This is a genomic window from Polyangiaceae bacterium, from assembly GCA_016715885.1.
Classification (GTDB): domain Bacteria; phylum Myxococcota_A; class Polyangia; order Polyangiales; family Polyangiaceae; genus Polyangium.
Genome location: JADJXL010000001.1, coordinates 450,758 through 473,612 on the forward strand (window position 1 = coordinate 450,758; position 22,855 = coordinate 473,612).

Genomic DNA, 22,855 nt, shown 5'->3' on the forward strand with positions numbered 1-22,855 from the left:
GGGCAAAACCCGTCCCCGCACGAGCTCGGTCCCAATGCTTCCGCCCACGTCGACAACGGCGAGCGCCATGGGCAAACCCGCCGATCCGAGCATCCATCTCGCCATGGGCGTGCCCACGGACGATTCGCCCGACGACGACTACGTGATGCGCAAACCACAGTACGCCCTTTCGTACAACTCGACGCGAAATGTGCCGAACTGGGTGAGCTGGCAACTCGATGAAACTTGGTTTGGCTCGGTACCGCGCCACAAGGGCAAGTTCCTAGAAGACCGCGACTTGCCTCGAGACTTCAAGCGCACGAACCACGATGACTACACCGGATCGGGCTTCGATCGAGGCCACATGGTCCGCTCCGAGGAACGCACGCGCACGGCTGATGACAACCGCTCGACGTTTCTCATGACAAACATTCTCCCGCAGTACCACGACCTCAATGCGGGCCCTTGGCTTCGCCTCGAAGAACATTGCGAGAAGCTCGCCAAGCGTGAAGGTCAGCAGCTCTTCGTGATGGCAGGCGGCATCTTTCCTCGAACCAAACGCGCAACGCAGATCATCGGTCGAGATGTCGCAGTCCCCAGCTCGTTCTTCAAAATCATCGTGATCTTACAGCCGGGGCAAGGGCCCAAAGACGTGCAGGCGTCGACGCCGATCCTTGCGGTCATCATGCCCAACGAAACCGGCATCCAAGACCGCAAATGGGATGAGTACCAAGTGACGGTCGACGAGATCGAAAAACGCTCGGGGTACGACTTTCTCTCCGCCGTGCCGGAAGCGGTTCAGCGGGCGATCGAAGCGCGCCGCGCAGACTGAATCATGTCTCCACGACGTTTGTCCGGACGCCCAACCACTCGCCGGAAGGATGGCGACCGATGACGAACACTTCGATGTCAATCTCGCCCACACGATAGACGCGCACGTCGGTCAGGCTTTCCTCGAGCACGCTCATGAGCGAACGAAATCGCTCTGCCGATTCCCGCTCGTCGTCCGATGCATCCTTCGCAACTTCCGTGAGTCCCTCGAAGAAGCCTGCGAGCGTCGTCTCTTCGACACGCGTCTTCGGTGGAAGTCGTTGCGCGTCGAGCAGTCCTTCAGGCGTCGGCTCCTCGTTTCCATAGAAAAACGGCTCGATCGGGAAGTCGGACTCGCTCGGAAAAAGAAGTCCCCGTGCGGCAGCTTCGAGTGTTCGCAACGCGGCCTTCGTGTCGGACGTCATTCGTGGGCTCCCGGATTGGGGTGTTGGTGGATGATCGAGGTCGACCGAAAATGGTTCAAATCTTTTTTCACAGCCACGCGTCCATGGGCCGGTCATGCGTTGGCCCTCCAGAGCTCTCAGTCTAACGACCCTCGCTGCGTCATTTCTTCTTGCGCCCACAGGCAGCGCCGCGACGGATCAAGTCGCTTCGTCATCGGCGCCCGCTGCCCACGCGTCTCGCCCGCGCGGAAGCACCGTTGCTCTCGATCGAGAGAGCCTCGTTGCATACGTCGCCGATAGCGACAACCAGGCACTTCATCGTGTCGATCTCATCACGGGATCCGTCGTCACGACGCCGCTCGGATGCGTCCCTGCTGATGTCCTTCTTCTATCTGCCGATCGCGTGGCCGTTGCGATGCGAGGCTGCAACGAAGTTCGCGTCATCGATGTGAATGCGGCCGGCGAAGGAGCCACCGCACTGCGTGCAGAAGTACCCGCAGAACCTTGGGGCTTGGCACTCGGTGCAGGTGGATCGCTGTTTGTCACGTCCGCATATGGACGCGCGTTGACGTCGCTCGACTCCGAATCCCTCGCGACTCGTTTTTCCGTGCCTCTCGCGCGCGAGCCTCGTGGGATCGCCGTATCTCCCGATGGCCTTCGAGCGTTCGTGACGCACGCCGTCGGTGATGCCGTGTCCGTCGTCGATCTCGATGGCGGAGCATCCGGCGAAGCGCCGCGTGCAAGGTCCGTTCGCTTGCTCGGCGGCAAGTACCGCAACCGTGTCGACGAAATCGTTGGAGCCAAAACGACTCACCCCACGTCGTCTCTCGCGTACGCACCGGTGCTCAACGAAGCTGGGACGCGCCTCTTCATTTCGCACCTCGTCGTGCAGAACGGTGAGAGCACCACGCGCTTCGTTGCTTCGGGGTATGGCGGCGTTTCGATTGAAGACGACACGTCGGTCCCCACGGTCGCCGTGATCGACGTGGCTCGCGAACGCCCGCTCGGCGCGGCAGAAGGTCCTGCACCGCGCGACTTCGTCAACATCGCCGGCAATGCATTTGCCAGCAGCGCCGTCGCTCCCGCGGGCTCGCCTGCACGGCAACCTCGCGCCGCCGCGACCATGGGCGACGTGCTCCTCGTGGCGTCCCACGGAACGGGCGAGCTCGTCGAGCTCGATGCTCGCTCACTCGACCCAGCGCTCGCTCCTCGGCGCGTGTTTCCCGTTGGCGAAGGCCCGACCGGTGTCGACGTCGATCCACGCACGAACATCGCCGTCGTATGGAACCAAAACTCGCATGACCTCGCCGTCGTGAGCCTTGGCTCTGGCGATGTCGACACGATCTCGGTGGCGGATGATCCGCTTCGCGCAGACATCGCGCGTGGACGCACGTTGTTTCATGCTGAAAAGGACGGGCGCATTTCGCGTGATGGCCGTGCGTGCGCGAGTTGCCATCCCGAAGGGCGCGACGACGGCATCGTCTGGCGTTTGGGTGACGGTCCGAGACAAACCATGACGCTGGCGGGCCACGTGGAAAACGGTCCGTACGGATGGCATGGCGTGCACGCGACGCTCGAAGGCAACGTCCGCGAGACGATCACGCGGCTCGGTGGCTCGGGCCTGTCGGATGCGGATCTCGCCGCGCTCGCATCGTACATGCGTGAAGGCATGTTCGTGCCGAAGCGGCCGGCGCCGTCTGCTGCATCCGAAGCGCTCGTGGCGCGTGGTCGCGAGCTCTACATGTCGGAAAAGCTCGGCTGCAATGGTTGTCACGACCTCGATCGGGGCACGAGCGATCGCGCAGTGCACGACGTGAGCTCCAAAGCGCCCGGGGAATCGCGCACGGCGTTTCGTACGCCGCCGCTCGGCATGCTCGAAGCTACGGCGCCGTACTTTCACGATGGGCGCTACGCGACGCTCGAAGCTCTGCTCGACGACAATCTCGATCGCATGGGACAAACCAGCCATCTCGCCGCCGACGATCGCGCTGCCCTTCTTGCCTTCTTGAGGACCCTGTGAAGCTCTCCTACCTTGCTCTCTTTGCCGCGTTGTTTCTCGATCATGGCGTGACCGAGACCATGGCTGCGCCCGCAAGCGTCTCCGAAGACGCACCCGCTGCTCCCGTAGATTTGCTCGCGCCTGCTCCGGCGGCCGAGTTGCCTGCGGAGAAGCCGGAGCTGCCCATTGCGATGCCCGAATTGCCGCGAGACATGCGGGTCGTCGTCACGTCCAAGGCAGGGCGCACGATGCTCACGCTGGTTCGTCCGGGCCATCTCGTAACGCTCATGCAGGGCGATCAGCGAGTGTTTGGCGACAACTCGGCATCGTTGTCTCCGGCGGGTACGTTGCCCATTGCGTGGGAGACATCCGAGCGCACGACATTCGAGACGTTGCGAGGCGAAGTGGAATGGGATGGGCAATCGGCTCGGCTCCGAGCGACGGCATTGCTGTCGCCCGTGGGTGAAACGTCGTCGGCGCGGCACGATTGCAAGGCATTCGATGGCGGAAATGGCGCGGTCACGGTGGTGTGCCGCATCGACTCTTGGGCGGCGGGTGCAGCACGCGTGTTCGGCGACAAACCTCAGGCGGGGATCAATACCATCGACGCGGAGGACAAGAAGTTTTTCCGAGCGGAGCTCGACGCGGGCAGCGATGGCGTCGACGCCGTGGTGCTCGGTTATTCGCAAGGGTCCGTCGGGCACGTCATTCGAGCCGAAGCAAGTGTATTGCCAGGAGAAACAAAACCGTCGTTTTCGCTATTGGCAACGAGTCGAGCGCAACCCTTCGTATTTCCCAGGTTTCGACGTCATCCGCCTCCTCACATTCACAAGATCCCGCGAGAAGTCGATATCTTGTTCTGAGCGCATCTCACTGATACCCCGCCGCTTGCAACTCGAACATCTTCGCGTATTTGCCCTTCTGCGCCAATAACTCGGCGTGCGTCCCTTCTTCGATCACGCGGCCGCCATCGAGCACCAAAATTCGATCGGCCATGCGCACCGTCGGAAATCGGTGCGACACGAGGAACGTCGTTCGACCTTTGGAGAGCAAACGAAATCGTTCGAATACCGCGTGTTCAGCTTCTGCATCGAGCGCCGCGGTGGGTTCGTCCAGGACCAATACCGACGCGTCTTCGCGCATGAAGGCGCGTGCGAGGGCAATTTTTTGCCATTGCCCACCAGACAATTCCGTTCCGTCTTTGAACCACCGACCAAGTTGCGTTTCGAGCCCGCCGGGCAACGTCTTCAGGACCTCCGTTGCCCCACCACGATCGACGGCTTCTGACAATCGCTTTTCGTCATTCATGTGGTCCGTGCTGCCAAACCCGACATTTTCGCGCACGGTCAATTGGTATCGATTGAAGTCTTGAAACACGACACCAATTTGTTTTCGCAACTTTTCCTGGTCCCAATCCGCGATGTCTTTGCCGTTCATCGTGATGCGGCCTTCGGTCGGCGCGTAAAGGCCCGTCAAGAGCTTGATCAACGTCGTTTTTCCCGCGCCATTGTGCCCCACGAGCGCCACGCTTTCACCGCGTGCGACCGTCAAATCTAGCTTTTCGATGGCCCAATTCGTTTGTCCCGGATAACGGAAACTCACCCCTTCGAATCGGATGCCTTCCGCCGAATCGTTTGACGTCAAATCATCGTCACGATTCGATGCGGCGAGCGCGGGGTTCGACGTGGGAATCGCGAGAAACGTGAACAAATTCGACATGTAGAGGTTGTGTTCGTACATGCCGCCGAGCGACGAAAGAATGGACTGAAACGCTTGTTGTCCTTGTCTGAACGAAACACCGTAAAGCACCAAATCACCCAGCGTAATTTCGCCTCGCGCGGCGCCGAGCGCCATCCATGCATAACATCCGTAAAACGTCCCCGTGCCAATGAGCGACAAAACCCACCCGATGCTCGCTCGCTTTATCGCAAGCCCGCGATCTTCTCGATAAAACTTTTCACCGAGCGACCGGTACCGATCGAGGAGCAGCGGGCCGATACCAAACAATTTCACTTCTTTCACGTGCGCGTCGTTCGCCAGCACGTATTCGAGGTACGTCAGTTTTCGCGTGTCGGGCGAACGCCAATTCCGCAAGCGAAACGCGATGTTACCAAATCGCACTTCCGCGATGGCGCTTGGAAGCGACGCCACCGCGAGCGCCAATACCGCGAGCGCATTCCATTGCAAAAGAAGCGCACCATATCCAATCAGCGTCACCGTGGCGCGCACGATTGCCAGTGTTTCCATCACCATCGCAAGCGGCCTCGACGAAGCCTCGCGCCGCGCTCGCGTGAGCTGATCGTAAACGGCCGGATCCTCGAAGTGCGACAGGTCCAGTGCGAGCGTCTTTTCGAGGATGGCTCCGTTGATGTCGAGCGACATGCGCGCGCCGATGAGCGTTCGCAATAGCCCGAGACCTCGTTCGACCAGCGCCAGCGCCGTGACGAGCCCGAGTTCGACGAGGACCCACGTGAACGTTTGTCCTGGCGAACGCTGCGCAACCGCATCCACGATTGCTTTGCCCACGTAGGCAATTCCGAGCGGCAAAACAGCGGCGACGAGCGTCAACACGAGCAGCGCGACCGTGCCGAGCTTGGCCGTTCGCATGAGGATGGCAAACGCGCGTGGAAAGTGTTCGAAACTGCCGCGTAGTCGACTTGCAAAAGATTTCGGTTCTTGCGACGTGGTGCGAGGCGCGTCGTGCGTTCGCTCTTTCGGGTTCATGACAGCACGAATTACACTTCGGCCCCATTGACGCAACAGCATGCTGCGCGTCAGACTGGCGCGGGCGGTGCAAACTCGCAGTCATGCGAGCCCGCGCCGACTTGCCGTACTTGCTTGAACCGAGGAGAGACGCGAAATGCGCGGTCGTTGGCAGTTATTTGGGGTTGCCGCCTTGATGGCGTGCGGTTTTTCAGCGTGCGCGACGAGCATCGACGAACCTGGCTCGGGCGGTGACGGCGGCACTGCTGGAGCAGGCGGCACTGCTGGGGCAGGCGGCGATGCGGGCGCAGGTGGCGATGCGGGTGCAGGTGGTGACGCGGGCGCAGGCGGCGAGGCTGGCGCCGGCGGCGGAACGAGCAGCAGTTCGAGCGCGTCGAGCAGCGGTGGTGGCGGGACAAACTCGTGCGGTAACGGCGTCAAAGATTCCGGCGAACAATGCGACGGCACCGATTTCGGCGGCAAGACGTGCGCAGATTTCGGCCTCGGTTCGGGCAATTTGACCTGCAACATGTTTTGCGGCGTGATTGCGTCAAACTGCGTGCCAAAAGAGTCTTGCACGGATTTCAAGGACAACGACCAGGACGGTGCCGTCGATTGCTTCGATAGCGATTGCATGAATCAAACCGCGTGCATCGATTCCTGTTTTTCGCCCAAAAATTTGGCAGTTCCCGGCTGGGGCGATGGTGATACCAATGGTCGCCCGGCCGTCGAAGCACCTTCGTGTTCTCCACAAAGCGGACCGGAGGCGATTTTCCGCATCGATGCACCGCAATCGGGCATGCTCACCGTCAACGTCGGCTCGTGGTCGGGCGTCGATTTCAGCGTTTCATTGCGCACGACGTGCAATGACGGCGCTTCGGAGCTCGCGTGCGTCAACAACGTCACTCCCAATACCGGGCAGGAAGAAATCCTGAATTGGGAGGTGAGCAGCGGACAAACGTATTACATCGTCGTCGATGGTGTCAATGGAGGCGCAGGGCAATTCTACATCAGCACGAACATGCCGCAGCCCGAGACGTGGTGCAGCGACTTTTTCGACGACGACGCCGATGGCTACATCGATTGTGACGATTCCACGGCGTGTCAGAGCACGTTCGAGTGTATGCCGGGAATGACGGAAGTTGGACAACAGTGTTTTGCCAATTCCGATTGCGCGGCCAACATGAACGATCCGGTTTGTTTGAACAGCAAACAAGGTTTTCCCGACGGCTATTGCTCCGAATGGTGCGACGTCGCGACGCAAGATTGTCCTGGCGATGGCGTTTGCGCGGACATCGGCCTCAAGAGCGTGCACGGCGTGTGCCTCGATGGGTGCACCATGGATTCCGATTGCCGGCCGGGATATGCGTGCGTGGACAAAGGTTTGTCCACCAAGGTTTGTACGCTGGGGCCGGAGGCCGAATGCGGCAATTTCCTCGACGAGGATCTCGATTCGCTCGTCGACTGCGAGGATCCGGATTGTCAAGCGACGGCGTCTTGCATGGGCGGAGCAAAAGCGGCTGGACAACCTTGCACGGAGCACAACGAGTGTTATTCGGCGCAAAACGATCCGCTTTGTTTGTCGCAGCCGCAATATGGTATGCCCGACGGGTACTGTTCGGAGTACTGCCAGTTCATGGATGACTGCGGGCCGGGCGCGATTTGCTCGTCGTGGTTTTTCTTTCCAAGCGGCGCGGGGACATGCATGCGCACGTGCGTTGCCGATAGCCAATGCCGTACCGGATACGCGTGCATCGACATAGGCCTGCCACAAAAGATTTGCATTCACTGAGGGAATGACCATGACACCGAAAACGTCCAAAGAAACACGCATGCGCAAGCAATCGGCCACCATTCTCGGGCTTGGCATTCTCGTCATCGCGCCGCTCGTTCCGGGGGCATGCAAAGCGACATCGGAGCCGTCGACATTTGCATCCACGGGGCAAAGTTCGTCGAGCTCTTCCGGCGGAGGAGGCGGCTCGACGTCATCGGGCGGCGGGGAAGGGGGCGACGATATTGGCTTTGGCGGCCAAGGCGGCACGGGCGGAAGTGGCGGCGGCGGCATCGATTGCACTCCCAAAGGACCAGACGATGACGTCGACGGTGACGGATATACGCCCAATGAAGGCGACTGCAACGATTGCGACAAATATCGCAATCCCAATTCCGTAGAAGTCATCAACGAACCCGGCGCTCCAGCATTCGACGAAAACTGCGACGGAACGGTCGACGAAGTTCCCAATCCTCCTTGCGACGATAGCCTCGCCATCGATTCGAAAGACGCGCTCGACGGCGCTCGTGCCATCGAGCTCTGCAAAATGAGTAGCTCCGTTCTCGAATGGGGCGTCGTCTCGGCAGCGTGGGTTTTGGCCGATGGATCGCCTCCTCCCGTCGGCTTCGAATCGAGCTTTCACCTGGGCCACGGGCTGCTTACGGCGTTTGGTCCCAACAACAGCGTTCGACACGGCGCGCGTTTGCTTGCTCTTTCGAGCGGGACGGCAAGACAACCGGAGGACCCTGGATATCAGCCCGTCAACGGATTTTCCAAGGGATACCAAGCTCAACATCCCGAGGGTTTTCCGAAAGAATCACCTGCGTGCCCCGGTTCCTTTACGGGGATGCCCAATGACGCAGTGGCACTCGAAGTCAAAATTCGCGTGCCGCTCAATGCCCACGGCTTCTCGTTCGACTTCAACTTCTTCACGTACGAATGGCCCGGGTTCATTTGCAGCCAATACAACGACTTCTTCGTGGCGCTCCTGTCCCCCAAACCAATGGGCCAAATGGACGGAAACGTTTCATTCGATAGTCAAGGCAACCCGGTCAGCGTCAACAACGCATTCCTCGAAGTGTGCGGTTGTCCCGAAAATCCTCCGCTACCGTGCAGCGCCGGCGGCAAGTCGTTCACGTGCCCGCGCGGAAACATCGGCCTCATCGGTACGGGCTTCGGATTCGATACCGAAGGTAGCGATCACGCCGCGACCGATTGGCTGAAAACGCAGGCACCCGTAAAGCCAGGCTCGGAAATTACCATGCGCTGGGCCGTCTACGATTCCGGTGACGGATCGCTCGATTCCACGTCGCTCGTGGATAATTGGCAGTGGATCGCCAAACCCGGAACCGTCGTCATTACGGATCCGGTACCAAAGTAGCCTCACCCCCCGGCCCCCTCTCCCTGAAGGGAGAGGGGGAGAAAGCCTCACCCCCAGGCCCCCTCTCCCTGAAGGGAGAGGGGGAGAAAGAGGCTCAGTTCCCCCTCTCCAACATCGTTGGAGAGGGGGCTAGGGGGTGAGGTCTTCTTCCCCCTCTCCAACGATGTTGGAGAGGGGGCTAGGGGGTGAGGTCTTCTTCCCCCTCTCCAACATCGTTGGAGAGGGGGCTAGGGGGTGAGGCTATTTCGTCGGCTCGGTTGCCACTTTTCCCGGCGCAGCGGCCGGTTTGTTCGTGCCCGCAGGCGCCTTGTCGGCTTCTTTGGGCACAGGACGCTCGGCCAGGTTTTTCGCGCGGGCCTTCACGAACGCATCCGGGTCGTCCTTGAACTTCTCGAGCACCTTTTTCGCATCCGGATCCTTCTCCGCCAGGAGCTCGAGCGCTCGACCACGCGCCATTCCATGGTTCGCCGTGTTTTCGGCAATCAATCGAGCCGTCGCCAGCGCGCGCTTCTTCTGCGCATCCGATGCACCCGACTGCCGATACAAATACGACATCGCCGACGCCATCTGCGTCGACTTGATCGTCCCCTCTTTCGCGCGCTTTTCGACCCGGTCGATGACGCCGTCCCATTCGGCTTTGCAACCGCCATTCTGCGGGTAAAACGAGCAAAGATACGCCGCCTCGCCCGCAACGTCGTCGACCGGATCATCCATGAAACCTAGCCACATCTTGCACGTATCGGCCGCGCGCGTCGGCGGAGTACCCGTCCAGAAAGCGGAAATCGCCGCCTTGCGCACCATCGTGTCCTTGTCGTTCACCGCGATGTCCTTGACGAAGTCGTAAAGCGTCTCGCCATTCGAAAACAACATCCGCGCAAGCAAACCCGTCCGCATCTGCTGCACCGGATGCCCCTTCGCCATCGCCTTGATGCGCTCGCCGAGGCCCGTCTCCGCATGCTTGATGCCTCCGACGACGCCTCCAAGCTCCTGCGCCACCACCTTGGCCTTCTCGCCTTCGGCCACCGTCACGATTCGTTCGGCCAACTGTTTGTCCGTACGAAACGCCTTGCCTCGCTGCGAAAGCGCTCGCGCCCCGAGCCAACGCACTTGTTCGTTCGGATCGTCCAAAAAATTCACGAGCGTCGCGTCGCCCTTGCCATCACGCATCGCTTCGCTTTCGAGCGTCACTTTCAGCTCGGGGCACTTCGTATCGAAGCCATACGCGGCCCACTTGCACCCAAGCGCTTTCTTGGCAAGCCCGACCAACGTCGGATCGTTCGTCGCTGCGTCGATCCCCTTCGCATCCGGCTTCGCCTCCGGCGTCGCCGTCGATGGATTCGGCGCTGGCCCGGACGAACCTTTGTCGCAACCAGCGCCGAACGACGCAACCGTTGCAGCTCCAACCACGACGAGCATTCGAGCGAGTGAGGGCACGGCAATCCGCTTGATCATGGCCATCCCATACTCCCAGAACGGCCCACGGCCAAGCACTTGCGGCACCCCCGTGACAACTCGCTCCTCACGCTGCTTCGACACGCTTGGGAGCTTGTTCAGGTGTCTCAGCAGCTTGCTCCGGCCGCCGAATCGGCCCAAGCTCGATGGCCAAAAGCGCTCTGCCCAGGGCAAAACCCTCGAGCGACAAGCGCAGACGCAAGGCATCGAGCAATCCTTCGTGATGCAGCGCACTCACGGCCTTGCGCACATCAACTTTACGTACCTCGATTTCTCGCGACAACGTCTCGAGATCCATGCACCGACCCTCGGTCTGTGCTTTGGCCAACGCGCGGAGAATGTAAGGGGCGATATGTTGCGGGGTCATCATGAACCGACCCTACACCATCCACTGAACGCGTGCATAGTTTTTGACAACTTTTTGTTCAGGCCGCTTGTTCAGTAGTCAGCCTCGCACAAAAAGCGTGTGTCGCTAACAAAATGTGATTCAAATCACGAAACGCGTGTGGGCTCCCGTCACGCTTGGTTGCGTAGGATTCGCGCGCGCGACAATTCGACGCCACAGCGTGAATCGGCGCAGTCCTCGGGGGAGCGAGCCCAGGCGCTCCGCCGAGGACCATGCCGTTTCACCGTCTGCATGGCCTTGCTCGTCCTTTTGCAACCATCGGGCCAACTCCCGAGGACCGCGCAAATGCTTTGAATTCGGCAGCTCTGCTCCCGCGAGCACGGCAGAAGCCTTGCACGAATGCAAAGTGGACGAGCGAGTCCATTTCGATCGCGCGATGAGCCCACGCAAACCATGCGCACCCGGCGCAGAGTCAGTTTCTTGTCGCAGGTAGCGTTTTGATCCGAGCAAAATTCCGCATCGGATCGACGACTTTGACTTCTCCGAAGGGTTGTAGCGCAGCGCCCACCTTCGATACGTCACCCGAAACCACGACAATCATGTGCCCCCGTCGCACATACTCCGCGAACGCTTTTTGCGTCGATTCGGGTGTCGTTTTCCGAATGGCCTTCGCCAGTTCTTCCGGAGCGTCGTCCGGTTGTTTGTTCACCCATGAATCGCACAGCGAATCTGCGGTTTTTCCGGGCACACCGGCATCGATCGAGTGCCATCCGGCAAGAAACCGCGATGCCGTTTCGTTCTCGGCTGCCGTCGGCGCTTCGGTGACCATCTTTTGTGCGTGATCCAGAAGAGCCGCGAGCGCTTCGCCCGTCGAGCTGTTTTGCGTTTGTGCGTACAGATAAAACACGGACGGGCCATTGGCATACGAATCGACGCTCGAAAAGGAAAGATAGGCCAGCCCGCGTTTTTCCCGCAGGTCCGTGAAAAGACGACCCGTATAGGTTCCACCGACGACCTGATCGGCCACGAGAAACGATGGGTACGTGGGTTCGTCTTGTTTTGGCGCCAGAGTGCCCACGGCCACTTCGCTTTGCTCGCTTCCAGGCCTGTCGACGAGCGTGATTTTCATCGATCCGGGAGGCAATGGATCCGTAAACGATATCGACGGTGCAGAGGCTTTGCGAAGTTTACCCAATCCCTTTTGGGCCGCGGATTGTAACACGACCGGGTCGACGTCTCCCGATGCCGCGACGAGCATGTTGCTCGGTACGAAAAAACGACGGTGCCAATTCTTGCAATCACCCGGTTTGAGCTTGTTGATGTCGTCGACCGTTGCGTCGTACGAGGCATAAGGATGATATTCACTCGGCAGAGCAAATAAATCCCGATACAGCATCATCATGGCGCCCCACCGTCCATCTCCACGCGCATTGTCCGCGGCTTCTTCGGCGAGGCGCTTTTGCACGCGGACGATATCGTCATTGCCGAGGCGCGGCTTCGTGACGACCTGCGCGAGCAAATCGAATGCTTCGGGCATGCGATCTTTGACGACCGATAGCCCATAGACCACTCGATCCACATCCACGTCGACGTTCAGCGATGCCCCCAGCGTCTCGAGTTTCCCCTGGAGCTCGGTATCGCTGAGCGTCGCCGCACCCGAAGAAGCAACGGCCCTCGAGCATACCGCGGATAGCCCCGTGGCCTCTCCATCCACGGACGAACCCGCAAGAACGGCAATGCGCAAATGAGCGATCGGCACGGCTTTGTCGCGGCGACTCACGATCTTCAGCCCATTGCCGAGCTCTGCCCACGTGGCCGGTGCTGGCGTGAACGGTCGCGCTGGAAACGATTCGGGAGGCGGCTCTTTGGGCGCTTGGGCTTCGACGACCGGTGGTGGCGTTGGTTTGTCTTTACGCACCGGGACGACCGACGTGTGCGTGCTGCTCGCGCAACCTCCGATTGCAATGCATGCAGCGGCAAACGATGCGAATCGGCGCTTCATGGTGCACCTCCCGCCGCGGTTTTCACATCGGCGTCGGGTTTTTTCGGAGCAGGGTGCGATTCGATGATGGCGCGTCTATTCTTGTCCAAAAACTTCACTGCTGCCTTTTGCACGTCATCCGCAGTGACCGCGGCAAATCGATCGAATGCTCGCGTGAGAAGCCGCGCGTCACCAAAAGAGAGCTCGTACTTGCCCAAATCGATGGCCCGGTCTCGCGTCCATGCGAGGCGCAGCGCAAGCGCCGTTTCGAGTCTCCTTCGAGCGCGCAGCATTTCTTCGGATGATGGGGGACGCGCGGCAAGGTCGTTCAAAATGGCGTCCACGTGCTTTTCCACTTCTGCAATGGTGGCATCTTGCGAAAAGCGAATTTCCATGCGAAGAAGCCCCGGCCCCGTGGCAAAGTTATATTCGTCGATGCTCGCCGTTGCCGCCGTTGCGAGGGCTTTGTCACGTACGAGCAGGGAGGGCAATCGTGCGCGCTCGCCGTCGCCGAGAATCATTGCAGCAAAACGTAGCGCGTCGTGTTCTCGGGTGAGAGGTTTTGGCAAGACGAACCCATACGAAAGCCCGGGCACGCGAGCCAGCGGATCCTGAATGACTTCGCGGCGCTCCGCTCGAGGTTCGGCAAGGGTCGGTTCAGAAAATGGTTTGGCTTGGATACGTGGAATGTCGTCGAAATAACGGTGCACGAGCGTCATTGCCGTGTCGGGATCGAAATCGCCCGACAAGGACAGCACGGCGGTATTCGGACCATAATGTGCCGCATGAAAAGCGCGTACCCACTCGAGTTTGGCGCGAGCAAGGTCCTGCGGAGCGCCTGGAGGTGCGTGTCCGTAGGCAAAGCACCCGTCGAATGCAAGTTCCTGCGTGCGCCAATACGCGCGCCCGTAAGGTGCATTCGCAACGCGAAGCCGGTACTCCTCTTCGATGACCTTGCGTTCCGCTTCGAACGATGCCGCGCTGACGTCGATGAATCGCATGCGTTCGGCTTCGAGCCAGAGCCCGAGCGCGAGCTCGTTTTCCGGGACCACCATGTAGTACGCCGTGCGATCGACGGCCGTGATGGCCGTGAGAAACCCGCCGCGCCCAACGACGAGCGCCTCGAATTGCCCTTCGGCGAGGTTTTTCGTCGCCCCGAACATCAGGTGCTCGAACGTGTGCGCAAATCCCGTTTTACCCGGCTCTTCGTCACGCGATCCGACGTCGTACGTGACGGCAATCGCGACCGTGGGCGATGCGTGATCGACGTTCATCACGACGCGCAAACCATTGTCGAGCGTGACGCGTTTGATTTCGAGCGGCAAAGCCAGGGGCGCTTCGGTTTGTCCCGGCGACTTTTTGGGGTCGGCCGAGGGCAAACTCGATATGCTCAGGACGCAGAGTAGCGTGGCGAGAGGGACGTATGCGCGGTGGCGCAGGGGAGTGAGCATGCAGCCGGCGACTCTACCATGCTCGATTGGAAAAACCAAGCATGGTCAGCCGCCTGAGATCACATGCACATCATCGTGCCGGGGTCGCACGTGCCGCTGAAGCATTCATTGTTGTCGGTGCACGCTTCGCCCGTGTTTTTCACGCACGTTTTCGTCCCGTCGCCATCCGGATCGCCGCACCTGGCGCTTGCGCATTGAGTCGGTCCCGTGCACGGTTCGCCGAGCGCTCCGCCACACCCGCCGAGACCATTACAAGCCTTGGTTCCGTCGCATGTGCCGCCCATGCCGTCGCTGGAATCGGTGCCGTACTTGGCAACGAAGTCGCATACGCCTTTGGACCCCTCGAGGTTACAAACGACGCACGCGCCGTCACATGCTTCGCCACAGCAGACGCCGTCCGTGCAGAACGTCGACGTGCAATCGCCTCCGACGCCGCACATCTTTCCGTCGCCGCACGTGCTGCAATTCGCGCCACCACAGTCGACGTCCGTTTCGTCGCCGTTCTTGATGGTATCGTCGCACTTGGCGCACGCATTCTGATAGCAGTAACCACCTGGGCATTGCGCGTCGACGATGCATTCGACGCAGGCGCCCGCGCCGTTGCAAACTTTCGTCGATTCACACGGCTCACCCGCCGAAGCGAACGCACACGTGCTCAGTGCTCCCGCTTCCGACGTGCAAGTGTAGCACGCGTCCACTGCACAATCGGTGCAACCATCATTGGGCGAATTGTTCCCGTCGTCGCACGTCTCGTTCATGTCGAGCTTGCCGTCGCCGCACGTCGTCGCCATGCCGCTCGAGCTGCTCGAACCCGTTCCGCCGGTGGGGTTGTCCGGCGGCGGTTCATCCGCGGTACAACCCACGAAATTCGCTAATGCAGCGCCAAGCAGCACCGCCAATGTCATCGATGCGCGAACGATCTTCATTCCAAGCTCCTCATTCCTTCCATGGGCCAAAGGCCCCGATCAAAAGCTACCCTGCACCATGACGCCGCCCGGCGTCACGACGACGCGCGCCTGAGGCGCTGATTGGTTTTTGGGCGTGAACAAATCCGTAAACGCATACGCCGCCGTCGCTCCACCCAAAAGGCCTCCGAGCACCAGCGTCGCCCACGACGTATTACCGAGCGCGACGCTCGTGTCTTGCGCATCGTTGAAATCCGCCACGCATTGCGCATTTGCACGCGCGCATTTGTTGTCGTTCCATTGCGACACGCTGTTCGAATCCGTCACTGCCGAGCCAATGCCCGTTCCGATCCCGACGAGCATCAGCCCTCCAGCAACGCCGAATCCTGCGAGGATGAGCGTTTGGTTTTTGGCCGGCGGCGGGGGAGGCGGAGGAGGCGGCGGCGGTGGAGGTGGCGGCGGCGGTGCCATCAGTGTGAATTGCAGCGTCGCTTCTTGGCCCGCCACGGCATCGACTTGCTTCTTCACGGGCTCGGAGCCTTCTTTACGAGCCTCGAACGCTCGCGCCCCAGGGTCGAGAAAAACGGGCCCGGGAAGCGGCGCTTTGCCCACGGATGCCCCATCCATGAAAACTTCTGCGCCCTCGACATCCACCGTGACGATGACCGAACCGACCTTCGTTTTTGCTTCGGCAAAAAGTTTTTCCGCGGCTTGCCGGTCGTCGGGTTTGGCCCCTTCGGCTTTTCGTAGGTAAAACGAAAGATGCTCGGCCGCCTGCCGCGCTTTACCGAGCTGCATTTCGCTCTTCGCGAGCGCCAATGCAATTTCAGGCGTGGGCGTCAACTTGAACGCCGCTTCGAGCGCTTCCCGCGCCTTGTCGTGTTGCCCCGCCTTTTGGGCTTTCGTCCCTTCGTCGACTTTCTTGGCGGCTTCTTTTTGCGCATCCGTCGCAGCTTTGGCCGCATCCGGTGGCGCAACTGCAGGCGTCGCAGGCGTCGCCGGGGACGCCGGTTGCGCGGGCGTCGCCGCCGCGGGCTGTGCAGGTTTGGCTGGCGCGGGTGCCGCTGCCGGTTTGGCCGGCGCGGGTGCTGCTGCCGGTTTGGCCGGTGCGGGTGCTGCTGCTGGTTTGGCCGGTGCCGCAGGTTTGGCCGGTGCCGCGGCTCCCGCCTTGGGTGCGTCCGCCGCTCGAGCCGGCAATGCCATCAGGCTCGCCGTAAGCAACATTCCCAGCACCGCGCAGCGCGCACCGAAATTCCGGCGGGCCTTCGTCGAAAATCCGGCCACGTAATCCGGTCGAGGCAAGTCGTGTCGTTCCATCGGCGTCATTCAAACTCACTCACGCAGCATACTCAAGAAAAAAGTACGTACCTTCCGTGGCTCGCCCCGCCGAACCTTTTCTCGACCGGTCACCCGACTTCCCAGACAATCACCGGCCGCGCACACGAAGGCTCGAGTGGACTTGTCACGACGACCTGCCCCGGGCCGGGTTTGTCGCGCGTTCGTTCGGCGACCGTCCTCGGATCCAATGAGTTGCTCTTCGCATTCAGCCGTTCACGAAGCACGTCCCGTATCGGAACGTCGGTCCTCGAACGCGTCAATCGATCCGCTGTCGTCACAACTTTGTACTGTGACTATCTTGACCGTTCGAATCGATTCTTTCCGACGTAAGGGCTTGACATCGTCCACAATTCCGGTTTTCTGGTAGATGCTCGGATGTCTCGTCACCACCATACCACCTGGATTCTCGTCGCCCTTGCAGCCATTGCACTGGTCTCTGGAACCCTCGTGGCTTCCTCGAGATCCCGCGCCAGCACGTTGCCGACGCTCTCCGCGCCGCTTGCACATGTGACGCTGCCGGATGTAGTGGTGCCCACGCCCATGCCGTCTGCGTCTGCGGTTGCATTGCAAGATCACGCGGGCACTGTCGCGACCGCTGCGAGCTCGGCACCTTCCACACGCGCGGATGCGCATTTCGATCGCTCGTGGCGTGCGCCGCTTGCGGGCGGTCTGCTCATGTTTCCGCCTTCCTTCGAATCCGCCGATGGACAGTACGATCTCGTCTTGCATCTCAATGGCAACACGGACCTCGTCGAGGAAAGTTACGGCTTCGCGGGCGTCAATGCGGTCATCGCCATTTTGAATCTCGGCGTGGGCTCGGGCGTGTACGAAGACCGTTTTGCGGATCCTGCGGGCATGCGCCTCATGCTCTCGCGCGCGCAGAACGTGATGAAAACCCGAGGATTGAAGAATGCTCGGCTTCGGCGCATTGGTTTGTCTGCGTGGAGCTCTGGATATGGCGGCATCATCAAAATCCTAGCGCACGACGAATTTTTCGACAGAATCAATGCCATCGTCCTCATCGATTCCATTCATTGCGGATACGACCCGCATTCCAAAAAGCTCAAGCCCGATCAAATCAATCCAATTCGCAAATATGCTGAAAAAGCCGTTCGAGGGGACGCACTGCTCACGATCGTGCATTCGGAGATCGCGACGTACGGGTATCACAACGCGCACGAAACGACGGATTTCGTGCTCGATTGGGTGAACATGCGCCGTCGTCCCACGAGCGTAGAACAACCCTTACCCACGCTCGTGGCGATGAAAAACGTCGTGCCGAACGCCTACATGCGGCCGCTCGAACCGCTCACCGAGGCGCATCAGGGCGAATTGCACGTGCGCGGATACGATGGATCGGGCCCGATGACCCACATGCTCCACCTCATTCAATTTTCCACGACCGCACTGCCCGATTTGGTTCGTTATTGGGGCGCGTCCAAAACGAGCGACGTGACGTCGTCGAAAGCCTCGAAAAAATAGGTTGGCTCGGTAAGCGCCAACGATTTTCGAGCAAACGGGCCCCACAGCGCCGCTCCCGTCGACACGCGAGCGCCCCGACCCGCACGCATGTCGTGCAAGCTATCCCCAATGAACAGCGTTTGTCCGGGACTCGACCCAAGCTGGTTCATTGCATGATGCACCGGCTCCGGATCCGGCTTGTGTCGCGTCACGTCTTCGGCACACACCACGACTTCGAAAACATCGAGCAATTCGAGCGCCGTGAGCCCAATTTGGGCGCCGTGCCGACCCTTGCTCGTCACGATGCCCAGACGTACGCCCGCCGCAGCGAGCGTTCGAACGCACGCGACCGACCCCGGAAATGCAGACACCATCCGGTCGTGATGCTGGAAATTGTACTCCCGATACGTGGCAATCATGGCTTCCACTTCTTCGGAGCGATTGCAATGTTTCGCGAATTCGACACGCAGCGGAGTCCCCACGCCCGCTAGGAATGTATCATCGGGCTGCGCGGGCAAACCGTGTTTGGCAAACGTATGATGGAAACTGTCGAGGATGAGCCGGGTCGAATCCAGCAGTGTTCCGTCGAGATCGAAGAGCACGGTCGAGTAGCGAGGCATTGTCGATGCCGGTTATCACGTTCTGACCCGCGTGTATACTGCATTTTTACACTCGAGATCGTGCGGCGATTTTCCGGGAACCTCTGCTCGAGCTGCGTGTCGCTGCCCGCCGGCTCGCAAAGTCACTCGAGGCACCCGACCTATGATTCCCACAGCTCGCTTCGTCTCAATCGCCCTTTTGGCTGCCGCATTTACGTCCGCAGCTCCTGCTGTTGCGCAAGTTGCGCCGCCTCGAGCAGCTTCGCTTCCGCTGAAGACCGTTCGCTTGTACGAAGCTGGGGTAGGGTATTTCGAGCGATCGGGCAGGGTAGGGCGCGGCGTGGGACTGGGACTGCCGGTGCCCGCATCGCATCTCGACGATGCCCTGAAAACGCTCGTCGTGCTGGGAACGGACGGAAAAACGAGCGTTGCGGGGATTGAGTTCGCTAGCAGCATCAGCGTGGAAATGGGACGGGCGCTTGCAGGTTTGCCGGCGGAGGAGACCGGCGTTTCGCATGCGGGAATGCTCCGGAGCCTCAAGGGAGGCGCCGTCGAATTGCGTACGTCGCGAGAAACCGTGCGAGGAAAGCTCGTCGATGTGCTCGAACCGTCCGATGCCGATGGAGGACCGTGTTTGCCGGTAGCGCCCATCGATGCGGCAAAACCGGAAAAGGGCACGGCTTCGGGGACATTGCCTTGTGCCGTTCGACGCGAAACGACATTGCTCGTATTGACGAACGATGCCGAAATAAGGAAGTTTTTCTTGTCCGATGTGGTCGGGGTCAAACCCACCGATCCGGCGCTTGCTGCGCGCCTTGGTGCAAGCGTATCGGTTGCATCTTCGCAAGGCGCTTCATCGCGTCGTGATTTGCGCATCTTGGCGGAAAGTACGGGCGACGTGACGATTGGCTACGTTGCCGAAGCACCCGTATGGCGATCGACGTATCGAATGGTTTTCGATCCCAAGGCCGAACGCGGCACGCTTCAAGGTTGGGCGCTCGTGCACAACGATACCGACGAGGAGTGGAAAAAAGTCAAAATCGAGCTCGTCAATGGGCGTCCCGATTCGTTCCTTTATCCGCTCGCGGCGCCTCGATATGCTCGTCGTGAGCTTCGTGCCCCTGCAGAAGCGCTCTCCACGGTGCCTCAGCTCATTGGACGCACGGCTGATGCGATGTGGAGCGAAGCCATTGGAGATTCATTCGGTGTGGGTGGATTGGGTTTGTCCGGGGTTGGTGAAGGTGGTGGTGGACGGGGTGAGGGCATAGGTCTCGGCAGCATTGGAACGATTGGGCACGGTTCCGGAACGGGCACGGGATCGGGCGAAAGCACGGTGCTTTCCGTGGGAGATCTTGCGAAGATTGCGGAAGCCGAGGGAATGGAGTCCGGCGCGCTTTTCCGATATTCGCTCGCGAACCCCATTGATTTACGGCCGCGCGGCTCGGCGCTCGTACCATTTTTGCAACAATCCATTTCGGCCAGGCGCATCGTCTGGTTTTCCGATGCCGGGGACGTGGGTCGGAGCGCTGCGCGAATCAAAAACGACACCAAGCAAACATTGCCCGCGGGTCCCGTTGCATTCTTTGCCGATGGCGGGTTTGCCGGTGAAGCGGAGATCGATCGTCTGAAGCCTTCCGAGATTCGCCTTTTGGCATTTGGAACGGACATCGACGTCGAATTGCAATTGAACACGGACGACGTCACGGAGACGGTGCATCTCGTCGAGGGAGACGGAGATCATCTCATCGAACACTTCATTCGGCACCACCGAACGGATTACACCATCGAGAATCGCAGTGGCACGCCACGCACGGTGTTTTTGAATTTGAGGCTCGTGCGAAACGCGACCGTGCAAGGTGCCGACGAGCTCGATTTCGATTTCGTGACGGAAAAACCGCTCGCCGTGTTTGCGGCCGAAGCAAGGTCGAAGAAGGTGCGACGCATCGAAACGGACGAAGGTCTTTCTCGGCGAACACCGATTGCAAAGCTCGATGCGAGGGCGTTGCGATCGATTGCGCAGTCGCCGAAGTTGCCCGTGGCGCAAAAACAGAAGCTCGAAGATGCAGCAAATATGCTCGTCGATGCGGAAGCTCGAGAGAGTCTCCTGCCGCAGCGCCGCCGAGATTTGGCGGAAGCGTTGACCGATGTCGAACGGCTTCGAGGTTACTTGGCGGTGACGAAGTCGAAAAACGATGCGGAGAGGTTTTCGGCGTCCATTTTGGAGCATGAAAAGCGAATCAAGGATTTGCGCACGCGTATTGCGTCCATCGGTACGGAAGCGGAAGGGTTTCGAGGTCGCGCGCGCGCACTGCTCGGCAAGCTGTCACGTTGACCTTTCGCTGACCTCCAGTGCTTCCATTCCTCAGAGCTGTTTGCTCGACACCCGCGTATGCTCGAGCGTCGCTTCGAGAATCGGGCCGTTGAAGCGCACGTAAACCGATTCCAGCGCGTCATTTGCCCGCACCGGTTCTTCGACGCCGTCCGTCGCGACCGTGACGTGTGGAATGGCATTTTCGGTAAAACCTCGTTCGAGCAGCGTACCGTCAGGTAAAACCAAAGCAACCACGACCGCTTCGACCCTGTCGCCGGCTCGACCATAGCCCATGATTCTCAAGAGAAACCTTTGCCCCAAATCCTTTGCACGAAATGGATATGGCAAGTCCGCGGGACGATCCGTTCCATATCGCACGGTGCAATGATGCGCGATGGGGTATGCGAGCGTTGCAAACGATTGACGTAACACGCTCGCGGATGCTGGATCGAGCACGAGAGCAAAGTAACCATCGGAGTGCATGGCTTAACGTAGCCGCATGCGCCCGCGAGCGCCAGAGTCCTTGCACAAATCGCCACGATCCTCCCGATGACGGAGCGCATCGTCAAGCCCCGGCTGCGCTGCCCGTACGGTCGTTCCCCAATGACGATGCAGCGTTCAGGGATTCATCATCAACAGAGCACGGGAGGTCACGAGTGACCGCGGTCGCTGGGAAGGGGTGACGTATGCGTTTATCGTTCATGGCTCGCGTGACGGCCACGGTGAGCATCGTTCTTGGATTGGCACCACACGCATTCGCCGAGGCCCAAGCCACGCCGGACGCAGTTTCCTCGAGCTCGGGAAAGCTCAGCGTCGAGCGCCTGGCGACATTACAATTTCCGTGGGGTATGGAGTTCTTGCCCGATGGCAGGCTGCTCGTCACGGAAAAGCCGGGACGGCTGCGTATCTGGGCAAACGGCCAAATGTCGAAGCCGATCCGAGGCGTGCCGAAGGTGGTGTATCGCGGCCCCAACGACCAAGGAGGTTTGCTCGATGTCGCAGTCGATCCCAATTTCACCCAGAATAGGTTCATTTACCTGTCGTACGTGGAAGCCGCGAAAGTGCAGCCGTCGAGCCTTGGAGAAACGGGCGATTTTCGCCTGGGCAAAGTCGATTTGACCGACGACATCGTACGCGGAGGCGCCGTTGCGCGCGGAAGGCTCGTCGGCAACGAGCTGCGTGATACGCAGGTCATCTGGCGCCAGACGCCAAAGACCGTGGGACGAGGCCATTTTGGTCATCGCTTGTTGTTTGCAAAAGACGGCACGCTTTTCATCACCTCCGGCGACCGAATGCGCTTCGAGCCGGCACAAAACCTCGGATCGAATCTCGGCAAAGTGGTGAGGATCAACCGCGACGGATCGATTCCGACGGACAATCCATTCGTCGGACAAAAGGGCGCGCGCGGCGACGTCTGGAGTTACGGTCATCGTAATGCTCTCGCCGCGGCCATCGATCCGGTTTCGGGTCGGATGTACACCTTCGAGATGGGCCCCCGAGGAGGCGACGAGGTCAATCTCATCGAAAAAGGGCGCAATTACGGCTGGCCGGTCGTGAGCAACGGCGCTCATTATCGTCATCCCTCCTATTCTGCCGCCCTTACGCTGATCCCGAGCCACGGAACGACCAACGAATACCAGGCGCCCATTCGAAGCTGGACGCCGGTCGTCTCCCCCTCAGGCGCCATGTTTTACACCGGCGCGCTTTTTCCGCAGTGGCGCGGCAGCATATTCGTCGGCGGACTCTCGTCGCAAGCTCTGGTCCGGTTGGTCCTGGATGGCGAGCGCGTGGCGATTGAAGAACGGATCGACATGAAAAGGCGCATTCGCGACGTCGCCCAGGCGCCCGATGGTGCCATCCTCGTCATCGTCGACGCCGCAGCGGGAGATTTGCTGCGCCTCACGCCTGCCGAATCCAGCGAGTCCCCTCGCTGACGCGCTATTCAATAAAAAGAAACAAACGCA

The 22,855-nt window shown here is 60.2% G+C and carries 18 protein-coding genes; 8 read left to right on the top strand and 10 right to left on the bottom strand.

Annotation, left to right across the window (positions count from 1 at the left end; all coding sequences use genetic code 11):
* Positions 1-34: 34 nt before the first annotated feature.
* Entirely contained in the window at positions 35-811 is a 777-nt protein-coding gene (locus IPM54_01985) for a DNA/RNA non-specific endonuclease (protein ID MBK9258584.1), read from the top strand.
* Between the two features lies 1 nt (position 812).
* On the opposite strand, the gene IPM54_01990 is transcribed toward IPM54_01985, so the two are convergent.
* On the bottom strand, positions 813-1,214 hold the full coding sequence (locus IPM54_01990; GenBank protein MBK9258585.1) for a nuclease A inhibitor family protein: 402 nt from the start codon (positions 1,212-1,214) through the stop codon (positions 813-815).
* A gap of 94 nt (positions 1,215-1,308) precedes the next feature.
* Between IPM54_01990 and IPM54_01995 the strand changes: the two genes are divergently transcribed.
* Complete coding sequence (locus IPM54_01995; protein ID MBK9258586.1) at positions 1,309-3,213, top strand: hypothetical protein; 1,905 nt, start codon at positions 1,309-1,311, stop codon at positions 3,211-3,213.
* Entirely contained in the window at positions 3,210-4,055 is an 846-nt protein-coding gene (locus tag IPM54_02000) for a hypothetical protein (protein MBK9258587.1), read from the top strand. The genes IPM54_01995 and IPM54_02000 overlap by 4 nt, the downstream gene beginning before the upstream one ends.
* Positions 4,056-4,062: 7 nt before the next feature.
* Here IPM54_02000 and IPM54_02005 read toward each other — a convergent pair whose 3' ends face one another.
* Positions 4,063-5,916, bottom strand: a complete 1,854-nt coding sequence (locus IPM54_02005) for an ABC transporter ATP-binding protein (GenBank protein ID MBK9258588.1) — start codon at positions 5,914-5,916, stop codon at positions 4,063-4,065.
* Between the two features lie 136 nt (positions 5,917-6,052).
* Between IPM54_02005 and IPM54_02010 the strand changes: the two genes are divergently transcribed.
* Together IPM54_02010 and IPM54_02015 are read left to right on the top strand one after the other, a co-directional pair.
* Positions 6,053-7,687 (top strand): hypothetical protein, encoded by a 1,635-nt coding sequence (locus IPM54_02010; GenBank protein MBK9258589.1) that lies wholly within the window; start codon positions 6,053-6,055, stop codon positions 7,685-7,687.
* Between the two features lie 10 nt (positions 7,688-7,697).
* Complete coding sequence (locus IPM54_02015) at positions 7,698-9,047, top strand: putative metal-binding motif-containing protein (protein MBK9258590.1); 1,350 nt, start codon at positions 7,698-7,700, stop codon at positions 9,045-9,047.
* A 240-nt stretch (positions 9,048-9,287) separates the two neighbouring features.
* On the opposite strand, the gene IPM54_02020 is transcribed toward IPM54_02015, so the two are convergent.
* From IPM54_02020 to IPM54_02045, 6 genes are all read right to left on the bottom strand, one after another.
* Positions 9,288-10,499, bottom strand: coding sequence for a hypothetical protein (locus IPM54_02020; GenBank protein MBK9258591.1), 1,212 nt, complete (start codon positions 10,497-10,499; stop codon positions 9,288-9,290).
* A gap of 67 nt (positions 10,500-10,566) precedes the next feature.
* Positions 10,567-10,869 (bottom strand): hypothetical protein, encoded by a 303-nt coding sequence (locus tag IPM54_02025; GenBank protein MBK9258592.1) that lies wholly within the window; start codon positions 10,867-10,869, stop codon positions 10,567-10,569.
* Between the two features lie 448 nt (positions 10,870-11,317).
* Positions 11,318-12,847, bottom strand: coding sequence for an insulinase family protein (locus tag IPM54_02030; protein MBK9258593.1), 1,530 nt, complete (start codon positions 12,845-12,847; stop codon positions 11,318-11,320).
* Positions 12,844-14,277 (bottom strand): insulinase family protein, encoded by a 1,434-nt coding sequence (locus IPM54_02035; GenBank protein MBK9258594.1) that lies wholly within the window; start codon positions 14,275-14,277, stop codon positions 12,844-12,846. The genes IPM54_02030 and IPM54_02035 overlap by 4 nt, the downstream gene beginning before the upstream one ends.
* A gap of 59 nt (positions 14,278-14,336) precedes the next feature.
* Positions 14,337-15,203 carry a hypothetical protein gene (locus tag IPM54_02040; protein ID MBK9258595.1) on the bottom strand — a complete coding sequence of 289 codons (867 nt, stop codon included), beginning with the start codon at positions 15,201-15,203 and terminating at the stop codon, positions 14,337-14,339.
* Positions 15,204-15,242: 39 nt separating this feature from the next.
* Positions 15,243-16,508 carry a PEGA domain-containing protein gene (locus IPM54_02045; protein ID MBK9258596.1) on the bottom strand — a complete coding sequence of 422 codons (1,266 nt, stop codon included), beginning with the start codon at positions 16,506-16,508 and terminating at the stop codon, positions 15,243-15,245.
* Between the two features lie 387 nt (positions 16,509-16,895).
* On the opposite strand from IPM54_02045, the gene IPM54_02050 reads away from it, so the two are divergent.
* Entirely contained in the window at positions 16,896-18,002 is a 1,107-nt protein-coding gene (locus tag IPM54_02050; protein MBK9258597.1) for a hypothetical protein, read from the top strand.
* Here IPM54_02050 and IPM54_02055 read toward each other — a convergent pair.
* Entirely contained in the window at positions 17,945-18,601 is a 657-nt protein-coding gene (locus IPM54_02055; protein MBK9258598.1) for an HAD-IA family hydrolase, read from the bottom strand. The two genes, IPM54_02050 and IPM54_02055, sit on opposite strands and share 58 nt — an antisense overlap.
* 142 nt (positions 18,602-18,743) lie before the next feature.
* Between IPM54_02055 and IPM54_02060 the strand changes: the two genes are divergently transcribed.
* A complete protein-coding gene (locus tag IPM54_02060) occupies positions 18,744-20,912 on the top strand; it encodes a hypothetical protein (protein MBK9258599.1) in 2,169 nt (722 codons plus the stop codon).
* A gap of 30 nt (positions 20,913-20,942) precedes the next feature.
* On the opposite strand, the gene IPM54_02065 is transcribed toward IPM54_02060, so the two are convergent.
* Entirely contained in the window at positions 20,943-21,374 is a 432-nt protein-coding gene (locus IPM54_02065) for a hypothetical protein (protein MBK9258600.1), read from the bottom strand.
* A gap of 203 nt (positions 21,375-21,577) precedes the next feature.
* On the opposite strand from IPM54_02065, the gene IPM54_02070 reads away from it, so the two are divergent.
* Positions 21,578-22,825 carry a PQQ-dependent sugar dehydrogenase gene (locus IPM54_02070; GenBank protein MBK9258601.1) on the top strand — a complete coding sequence of 416 codons (1,248 nt, stop codon included), beginning with the start codon at positions 21,578-21,580 and terminating at the stop codon, positions 22,823-22,825.
* Positions 22,826-22,855: the final 30 nt, after the last annotated feature.